Below are 9,997 nucleotides of genomic sequence, written 5' to 3'. Positions count from 1 at the left end.
GGACGGCGCCGGCTGCGCCAGGTCGGGACGCGCGCGCAGCAGCGCGACCAGCGCGTCGTCGTCGCGGGCGCGCAGGTCGTCGGCCAGGCTGCGCGGGGCCGCGCCGCGCCGGGTGGTCATCCGCTCAACGGTACGCGGGCGGGTACGCGCGGGGCAGCGCGGTCGACCACGCCAGCAGCGCGGTGAGGAACGTGCGCTCCGACCAGCCGTACAGGGTGCCGACGCCCCCGTGGGCCGCGAGGCGGTGCACGAAGTAGCCGGTCGCGGGCAGCGCCACCGCCAGCGCGGCCACCGCCGCCGTCCGGGTGCGGGCCGGGAGCCGCGGGTCGAGCGCGCCGACGAGGGGCGCGAGGTGGAAGGCCGCCATCCCGACGCCGCTCGACCAGGTGTGGACCCGGTTGCGCCACACCTCGTCCCGCTCGCGGGGGAGCGGCACCGCGGTCGTCACCAGCGTCCCGGCGCCCGAGGCCGCGAGCGTCAGCGCGAGCGCGTCGAGCCCGGCGCGGCGGGCGAGCGCGGCGTTCACCAGCTGCGCCACCCCCTGCGCGGTCTGGCCGGCCAGCACCGGCCCGGCGCACGGCTGACCGACCGCCGACAGCGCGCTGACGCTGCGGGTCGCGTGGGGCACGTCCGGGGTGCGGTGCCCCGCCCACACCCAGCCGGCCGTGAACGCCAGCGGCGCGAGGTGCACCACGGCCTCGGCGCACCGGCGCGCCCGCGACCGCCCGCTCCCGTCCACGTCCGGCGTTCGGAGCGGGCTCGCGGGCGGACGGGTGCGTTGCCGGGCGGGGTGCACCGGGACAGGATGGCGGGACGGCGTGCCAGCGTCGCGCCGACCGGCAGCGAAGGAGCGCAGGGATGCTCACCCGACCCCAGCCGTCGTACACCTCCGGCACGTCCACCACGCCGTTGCTCGGCGACACGATCGGCGACGACCTCGAGCGCACGGTCGCGCGGTGGGGCGACCGCGAGGCGCTCGTCGACTGCGCCTCGCACCGGCGGTGGACATACAACGAGCTCGACGTCGAGGTCGACGAGGTCGCGCTCGGCCTCCTGGCGCGCGGCATCGGCAAGGGCGACCGGGTCGGCATCTGGGCCCCCAGCTGCGCGGAGTGGGTCATGCTCCAGTACGCGACCGCGAAGATCGGCGCGGTGCTCGTGAACGTCAACCCCGCCTACCGGGTGCACGAGCTCGCGTACGTCGTGAACCAGTCGGGCATGCGGATGCTGGTGTCCGCCAGCAGGTACCGCACGAGCGACTACCGCGCGATGGTCGAGCAGGTGCGCGGCGAGTGCCCGGGCCTCACCGACGTCGTCTTCGTCTCCGAGCCCTTCGAGCCGGACGCCGACCCCGCCGTCCACGGCCGCGACGACAGCTGGCGCCGGCTGGTCGACGTCGGCGGGCAGGCCGACCACGCCGAGCTGGTGGCGCGGATGAGCGAGCTGTCGCCGGACGACCCGATCAACATCCAGTACACGTCCGGGACGACGGGCTTCCCCAAGGGCGCGACCCTCTCGCACCACAACATCCTGAACAACGGCTACTTCGTCGGCGAGCTGGTCGGCTACACCGAGGCCGACCGGGTCGCGATCCCGGTGCCGTTCTACCACTGCTTCGGCATGGTGATGGGCAACCTCGCGTGCACGAGCCACGGTGCGGCGATGGTGATCCCGGCGCCCACGTTCGACCCGGCGGCGACGCTGCGGGCGGTGCAGGAGGAGCGGTGCACCTCGCTGTACGGCGTGCCGACGATGTTCATCGCCGAGCTCGGCCTGGCCGACTTCGACTCCTACGACCTCACCAGCCTGCGCACCGGCATCATGGCCGGCTCACCCTGCCCGGTCGAGGTGATGAAGCGGGTGATCGACGAGATGCACATGGGCGAGGTGGCCATCTGCTACGGCATGACCGAGACCTCGCCCGTGTCGACGATGACCCGACCGGACGACGACCTCGCGCGCCGCACCGAGACCGTCGGTCGCACGATGCCGCACCTGGAGAGCAAGATCGTCGATCCCGCAACGGGTCTCACCGTCCCGCGCGGGACGACGGGCGAGCTCTGCACGCGCGGGCACACCGTGATGCTCGGCTACTGGGAGGAGCCGGAGAAGACGGCCGAGGCGGTCGACGCCGCGCGCTGGATGCACACCGGCGACCTCGCCGTGATGGACGACGACGGGTACGTCGCGATCAACGGCCGGATCAAGGACATGGTGATCCGCGGCGGCGAGAACATCTACCCGCGCGAGATCGAGGAGTTCCTCTACGCCCACCCCGACGTGCAGGACGTGCAGGTGATCGGCGTCCCGGACGAGCGCTACGGCGAGGAGCTGATGGCGTGGGTCGTGATGAAGCCCGACCGCGAGCCGCTCACGGTCGAGGCCGTGAAGGCGTTCTGCGACGGGCGGCTCGCGCACTACAAGGTCCCGCGCCACGTCCACGTCGTCGACGGCTTCCCGATGACGGTGACGGGCAAGGTGCGCAAGGTCGAGATGCGCGAGGAGGCCACCCGGCTGCTCGCCGGGGCCGACGGCCCGTCCTGACGGGCCCGGTCAGCCCAGGTCGCGCAGCCGCGGCGCCGAGGCGTCCTTGGCCGACAGCACGGCGGGGTCGTCGGCGACCAGCGGCAGCGGCCAGTCGATGCCGAGGTCCTCGTCGAGCGGGGTGAGCGCCTTGCCGGCCATGCCGGGCACCCACTCGTCGTCGAAGCAGTAGAGGTACTCGCAGCCGCCCTCGCTGACCGCCTGGAACCCGTTCGCGACGCCCTTCGGCACGATCACCTGCACCCCGGGCACCAGCTGCTGGGTGACGACCGCGCCGCGGGTGGGGGAGCCGTCGCGCAGGTCGACGTAGGCGCCGAACGCCTCGCCGTGCACGACGCCGACCAGCTTGGTCATGTCCTCGGCGTGCAGGGCGCGCACGCCGCCGCGGTGGGTGAAGGTGGCGTTCACCTGCTTGACCTCGCCCATGCCCGACAGCGCGCCGGCGGTGAACACCGAGTGGCGGTAGATCTCGCGCACCGTGCCGCGGGGCTCGGTGACCTGCTTGGTCGTGATGACCAGCAGGCCGTCGATGGCGGTGGTGGCGGTGTCGAACGGCACGATCTGCGGCGAGGTCACGGCCGCCACCCTAGAGCAGCCGCCGGCGCGTCCTGCCCGGGACGCGGGGAGGCCCCGCCGGCTGCTGCCGGCGGGGCCTCCGCGTCGTGCTGGGTCGTGCAGGTGGTGCGGGTCGTGCGGTGTCAGCGCACCTCGACGAAGGCGAGCTCGCCCTCGCCGTTCGGCGCCGCGAAGTTCACCCAGCCGAAGTACGACTGCTCGGCGGCCAGGCTGTTCCAGGCCAGGGTGAAGTCGACCGGGGTGCCCTGGGTGACCTGCCGGCTCGGCGGGGTCACGGTCAGGTTGCCGACGGCGGTGCTGCCGACGTTGTACCCGCGGTAGGTGTACGAGTCACCTGCGGCGCCACCCCAGTGGTGGACGAAGATCTCCAGCGGGAGGCCGGTGGCCGCCCCGCCGCTCACCGTGAGGGTGAGCTCCTCGTTGCCGCCGGCGCTGCCGGACACCGCGATCGGCCCGTTGGCGTACTGACCCGCGATGTAGAGGTACAGGTCGTAGTCGGCACCGGCCGACTCCGTGGCGACGCTGAAGCGCACGGCGGTCGTGGCGTTCGTCGTCATCGTGTACTTCTTCACCGACGGGTTCTCGGCCGGGGCGGTCGGGTTGAACCCGCTCTGGTTCGGGACGAGCGAGGCGTCCGTCACCGGGACGGTCCCGGCCATGCCGGCGACCTGGGTGCTGAGCGTGCCGGTGAAGCCCGGGAGGGCCGTGACGGTGGTCGAGCCCGAGGGCTTGCCCGTGCCGTCGACGTCGGCGTTGCTCAGCGCGATCGTGGTCGCCTTGAGCGCGACCGGGATGCGGACCTTGGTGCGGTCGGCGCCGGTCCAGGTGATGCTGCCGGTGCCCCACTCGCCCGCCGGGGTGGCGGAGAGCTTGGTGAAGGTCAGGGTGACCGTCTTGGTGTCACCGACCTTCTTCAGGCTCACCAGCGGCGTGTCGGTGGTGACGCGCCAGCCCGGGACGGTGGCCGAGAACCGCAGGGACTGGTTCCGGGCCGTGGCCGTCATGGTGCGGGTGGTGGTGAACGAGCCGGCGACCGAGCCGTTGGCCACGGAGGCCTGGTTCAGGTCGGTGCCCGCCACCGGCTCGATGCCCGGGAACTGCGCCGGGTCGAGGGCGCCCTCGTCGATGAGGTAGCCGACCCAGTCCTCGAAGCCGTGGTCGAAGACCACGCCCGGGGCCGAGGCCTTGTTGGGCTGGACCTGGCCCGCGCCCTGGTCGAACGGGGAGGTGGTGCCGATCGTGTCGCCGGCGGTGGTCATCATCGCCGACTTGATCTCCATCGGGGACCACTTCGGGTTGATCTGCTTGAGCACCGCGCCGATGCCCGCGATGTGCGGGGACGCCATCGAGGTGCCGGAGAGCAGGTCGTAGTTGCGACCGCCGTGCTGCGCGGGCGTGACCGCGGCCAGGACGTCGACGCCCGGGGCGGCGATGTCCGGCTTGAGGATGTTGCCGCCCGTCGTGGTCGACGGACCGCGCGAGGAGAAGTCGGCGACGACCGGCACCTGGGTGCCGGAGACGTCGTCGGCGTCGAGCGCGACGATCGCGCCGGTGGCGCCCGCGGTGGCCGCGTAGGCCGTGACGGGGGCGTAGGCGGTGTCGGGCAGGTGGATCGACGGCACGTAGTGCAGGTCGCCGTTCAGCGAGTTCGGCGTCGGGTTGATCAGCACCATGCCGGCGCCGCCCGCGTCACGGACCTCCTGCGACTTCTCGGCGCGGGCGTTGACCCCGCGCTCGCAGACGACGAGCTTGCCCGCCACCTTCGCCGGGTCGAGGGCGCCGAGGAAGCACAGCTTCGCGTCGTTGACCGCCGTACCGGCCTTGCCGGAGGCGGAGGCCAGCACCATCGGGGTCTGCGCCGGGAGCTCGTTGGTGCTCGAGGCGCCGATGTACTCGGCGCCGTTGCCCAGCACCAGCTTCTTCTCGTTGATCTTGTGCGTGCTCGCCGCGACCGTGGTGAGCCAGGGGCTCGGGTGGTCGAGGGTGCTCTCGTCCGGGCCGCTGTTGCCGGCCGAGGCGGCGACGAAGACGCCCGCGGCGGCCGCGTTCAGGAACGCGATCTCCACGTCGTCGACGACGGACGACTCGGTCGTGCTGCCGATCGAGTAGTTGATGACGTCGACGCCGTCGGCGACCGCGTCCTCGATGGCCGAGACGGAGTCGGCGTTCGAGCAGCCGTCGTCGTCGGTGGTGTCGGGGACGTTGCCCGTCCAGCAGACCTTGTAGGCCGCGATCTGCGCGCCCGGCGCCATGCCGGACAGGGTGCCGAAGTCGGTGCCGTCGACGCTGACGTTGCGCACGATGTTGCCCGCCGCCGTCGAGGCGGTGTGCGAGCCGTGGCCGTCACCGTCGCGCGGGGACAGGAACTCCTCGTCGGCGATGTTGCCCTCGCCGAAGCCGTCGACGTAGTAGCGCGCGCCGATGATCTTGCCGTTGCAGGGCTCGCCGGAGCCGTCGGCGCCGAGGTCGCACTCGCCCGCCCAGCCCTTGGGGGCCTTGGCGCCCGTGCCCTTGAACGACTTCGACTCGTACCAGATGCCGGAGTCGACGACGCCGACGACGACGCCCTTGCCGGCACCGGCGCGACCGCCGGCGTCCTTCCACAGCTGCGGCATCTTCAGGAACTGCGGCGACTGGTCGGTCTGCGGCTTCAGCAGCTGCGTCTTGTTGACCGACACGACGCCCTTGACGCCGGCCAGCTTGGCGGCCTGCTGCGCGCTGAGGCGGGTCGTGACGCCGTTGAGCACCAGCGAGTGGTTGTCGACGGCCTTGGCCCCGACCTTCGCCAGGGCGGCCTGCTGCTGCTGGACCAGGCGGTCGCGGTAGCGGGAGACGGCGGCCGAGTCGGCGTCGATCTTCGTGCCCTTGGCGGGCTTGGTCGCGGCGAAGCCGGCGACGTCGCCCTCGTAGGAGGCGGCGGGCTCACCCGCGAACTGCACGATGTAGGTGCCCGCGGTGTAGTCGGCCGGGTCGGTCGACAGGGCCGAGCCCCCGACGACGGTGAGCCCGTCGGCCGGGTCCTGCGCGGCGGTGGCGGGAGCCGTCAGGCTGACGGTGGTCGCCACGGCTGCGCCGATGGCCAGCGTGGCGACGCGCCAGGTGCGGCGCCTCCCGCTGGAGAGTGTGGGTGACACGAGTACGGCCTCCTGGTGTGGTGGAGCGATCGCCTGCTGCTGTCCGGGGTCGGCAGAGACCACCCCTCCGAAGGGGGGACCGCTCTGTCGGGCCGCGGGCGGGTCGACCCCTGACCTGCCTGCGGCACCTGGTGAGCACGTCCGGGCACAGGACATCCCGGACAACGCGCACGTGGGCGGGATGATCACACTCCGTGTGAGCCGTCCGGGTCAAGGGTGTGCCCCGATCAGCCGATCAAGACGGGCGGACGTCCTGCCGACCAGGGCGACGACCGGAGGAGCGCCCGGGGGCGGGAGGTCACCGGGCGCCCGTCCGGTCGCCCGAACGGGTGGCGGACGCGGTCACGCTGCGTCCCGGACGCGACGAGGCCCCGCCGGCGGGTGCCGGCGGGGCCTCGTCCGTGCTGCTCCGTCAGCCGTTGGACACGATCGTCCGGCCGGCGAGGGTGGAGCCGGTGTAGAAGCCGACCCAGCCCAGGTACGGCGGCGCGGTCAGGCCGGTCGGCGTGAGGCCGACCGACACCGGGACGCCGGTGGTGACGGCCTGGGACGCCGGCGCCACCGCGAGGTTGCCCGCGTCGGCGTCCGGCACCGTGAACGTCCGGACGTCGAACGTCGTGGTCGGCGCGTTGCCGGCCACCGCCCACGCCTGGACGTGGATGACGTACTCGCCCGCCGGCAGCGACACCGACGTGATCTGCTCGTCCGCCGCCCCCGTGGCCGCCTGCGCGACGACCGCGCCGGTGGTCGCGTCCTGCAGGAACAGGTCGAGGTCGTCGTTCGCGGGGTCGTTCGCCCGCAGCTCGACCCGGGTCAGCGTGGTGCCGGCCGGGACGGTGAACGACTGGCGGACGTTGCGCGGGTCGGTGGGGCTGAACGCGGCCCCGCCGGTGTTCTGCGCGGTCTGCTCGGTGACGACGCCCGCCGTCAGGCCCTTGACCTGGGTGGTCAGGGTGCCGGTGAAGCCGGGCGTCACCTCGACCGAGGTCGTCTGGCCGTCGGTGACGGTCACCTCGCCGGGTGCCGCGAGCGGCACCGGGCGCAGGGCGATCGGGCTCTTCGCGTTGGTGCCGCGCCCGTCGTTCCAGACCAGCTGGCCCTGCGAGTACTGCCCGAACGCCGCCGACGTGCGGGTGAAGGTGATCTGCACCGTCGCCGACTCACCGGTGTCGAGCGCGACCCGCCGCGGCGAGATCTTGGCGTCGAAGCCCGGCAGGCCGGTGACCCGGCCGGCGAAGGCCGCCGGCGGACCGACGTTGGTGATGGTGCGCGTGATGGTCTGCGTCCCGGTCACCGAGCCGCTGGCGATCGAGGCCTGGTTGAGGTCCGAGGCGTCGATCGGGTTCTCCGACACCGGGGTCCCGTCGCTGTAGGTGACGCCCTGGCCGGCGAGGAACGCCCACCAGTCGTCCTGGTCCGCGTCGTAGACCAGCCCCGGGTTCAGGAACTTGCGCGGGTTCACGAAGCCCGCGCCACCGGCGAAGACGTCGTTGCTGGCGGCCGACGCGTGCTCGCGAGCGGTCGTCATCATCGCGGACTTGATCGCCATCGGGGACCAGTCCGGGTGCGCGTCCTTGACCAGGGCGGCCAGGCCCGCGATGTGCGGCGACGACATCGACGTCCCGGAGAGGAAGTCGAAGTCGCGGCCGCCGCCCCGCGGGGAGTACGCGGCCAGGACGCCGACGCCCGGGGCGGCGATGTCCGGCTTGAGGATGTCGCCACCCGCACCCAGCGACGGGCCGCGGCTCGAGAAGCCCGCGACCTCGGGGACCTGGGTGGTCGAGCCGGTGGTGTCGTCGACGATGGCGCCGGTCGCGCCGGCCGAGGTGGCGTACGCGCGGACCGCGGCCCGCTTGGTGTCGTCCAGGTGGACGGTCGGGATGATGTGCAGGTCGTTGTCGAGCGAGCCCGGGACGACGTTCACGAGCACCATGCCGACGCCGCCGGCGCGGGCGACCTCGCGGCTCTTGGCCACGCGGTCGTAGGTGCCGCGGTCGCAGACCACCAGCGTGCCGGCCGCCTTGGTCGCGTCGAGCGAGTCGGGCGCGCAGAGCCCCGCCTCGGTCGTCGCGACGCCGGACGCCGCGATGGCGTCGGAGAGCACCATCGGCGTCTGCGTGGGCAGCGCCTCGGTGATGGACGAGCCGATGAAGCGCTGGCCGTCACCGGTCACGAGGGTCTTCTCGTAGATGGTGTGCGTCGACGCGGCCACGGTGGTGAGCCACGGCGAGGGGTGGTTCGTCGTCGAGGCGCCGGGGCCGCTGTTGCCCGAGCTCGCCGCCACGAAGATGCCGGCGTCGGCCGCGTACATGAACGCGAGCTCGACGGCGTCGAGGTAGTTCGACGAGGTGCCGCTGATCGAGAAGTTCAGCACGTCGACGCCGTCGGCGATGGCGGCCTCGATGGCCGCGACGGAGTCGGAGCCGAAGCAGCCGCCGCCGCCGTCCTGGCCGTCCCAGCAGACCTTGTAGGCCGCGATCCGGGCCTCGGGCGCCATGCCGGAGATGCGGCCGAAGTCGCGGCCGTCGACGACGGCCTTGACGCCGTCGTTGCCGGCCGCGGTGCTCGCGGTGTGGGTGCCGTGGCCGTCGGCGTCGCGCGGCGAGAGCCACTCGTAGTCGGCGATGTTCGAGGCGCCGAAGCCCTCGACGAAGTAGCGCGCGCCGATCAGCTTGTTGTTGCACGCGCTCGCCGGGAAGTTCTCACCGGTCTGGCAGGTGCCGTTCCACCCCGTCGGGCGACCGAAGCCCTGGCCGGAGAACGACGGGTTCTCGGGCCAGATGCCGGAGTCGATGATGCCGACGACGGTGCCGGCGCCCGCGCCCTTGCGGGTGTCGTTCGTGCCACCGAGCTGGGCCCAGACGCCGTTGGTGCCGGTGAGGCCCAGGAAGCGCGGCGAGGCGTTGGTGTCGAGCTGGCGCAGCTCGTCCTTGGTCACCGCCAGGACGCTCGGGTCCTTGGCCAGCGCGGCCGCCTCGTCGGCGCTCAGGTCGGCGGCGAAGCCGTTCACCGCGTCGGTGTACTGGTAGGTGACGTCGTCGACGCCGGCCTCGGCGATCGCGGCGTCCTGCTGGCGCACCAGGTGGGCGCGGTAGTCCTCCGTCGCCTTCGCCGTGGCCGAGAAGTCCTCGCCCTCGGCGGGCTTGGTCGCGGCGAGGCCGTCGACCCCGCCCTCGTAGCCGATCGCGGGCTCGCCCTTGAGCAGGACGACGTACTTGCCGGCCTCGAAGGTGGTGCTGCCGGCCGGGGCGACCGCGGTGGCGGCGGCCTCGGGGGTGGCGGCGGCGTCCGGCGCCGCGGTGGCGGGAGCCGTCAGGCTGACGGTGGTCGCCACGGCTGCGCCGATGGCCAGCGTCGCGGCGCGCCACGTGCGGCGCCTCGCGCTGGTGGGTGTGGGTGACACGGGTACGGCCTCCTGGTGTGGTGGAGCGATCTCCTGGTGCGGTCGTGCGACGGCAGAGACCACCCGCCCGAGTGGGGACCGCTCCGTCCGGCCGCGGCGGTCCGACCCCCGGTCCGCACGCGACGACCACGACGGGTCGGCGCACAGGACATCCGGGACAACCCGCACGTGGCGGGATGATCACACTCTGGACGGGGTATTCCGGTCAAGGGGTCGCGGCAGATCCGTCTCCCGGACCCGGCCGTAGCCTGGGTGGGTGCAGACCGACCTCGCGGCGCCGCTGGCCGCGCGCGCCGACGACCTGGCCGGACGCCTGCGCGGCCTGGGCTCGGTGCTCGTC

General features: G+C 73.1%; 5 protein-coding genes. 1 reads left to right on the top strand and 4 read right to left on the bottom strand.

All coding sequences use genetic code 11. From position 1 onward, the window contains the following. Positions 1-124 precede the first annotated feature (124 nt). On the bottom strand, positions 125-694 hold the full coding sequence (locus ACYVKY_RS01065) for a DUF998 domain-containing protein (protein ID WP_460433135.1): 570 nt from the start codon (positions 692-694) through the stop codon (positions 125-127). A 164-nt stretch (positions 695-858) separates the two neighbouring features. Between ACYVKY_RS01065 and ACYVKY_RS01060 the strand changes: the two genes are divergently transcribed. Then, complete coding sequence (locus ACYVKY_RS01060) at positions 859-2,544, top strand: AMP-binding protein (protein ID WP_460433134.1); 1,686 nt, start codon at positions 859-861, stop codon at positions 2,542-2,544. A 9-nt stretch (positions 2,545-2,553) separates the two neighbouring features. Here ACYVKY_RS01060 and ACYVKY_RS01055 read toward each other — a convergent pair whose 3' ends face one another. From ACYVKY_RS01055 to ACYVKY_RS01045, 3 genes are all read right to left on the bottom strand, one after another. Continuing rightward, positions 2,554-3,120: a dTDP-4-dehydrorhamnose 3,5-epimerase family protein gene (locus ACYVKY_RS01055; protein ID WP_460433133.1), complete on the bottom strand. Its 567-nt coding sequence runs from the start codon at positions 3,118-3,120 to the stop codon at positions 2,554-2,556. 122 nt (positions 3,121-3,242) lie between these two features. Further along, positions 3,243-6,254 (bottom strand): S8/S53 family peptidase, encoded by a 3,012-nt coding sequence (locus tag ACYVKY_RS01050; protein ID WP_460433132.1) that lies wholly within the window; start codon positions 6,252-6,254, stop codon positions 3,243-3,245. A 412-nt stretch (positions 6,255-6,666) separates the two neighbouring features. Then, a complete protein-coding gene (locus ACYVKY_RS01045; RefSeq protein ID WP_460433131.1) occupies positions 6,667-9,657 on the bottom strand; it encodes a S8 family serine peptidase in 2,991 nt (996 codons plus the stop codon). Positions 9,658-9,997: the final 340 nt, after the last annotated feature.

The sequence above is a fragment of the Angustibacter speluncae genome, assembly GCF_054777815.1.
This window is presented reverse-complemented; position numbering and strand designations above follow the sequence as displayed.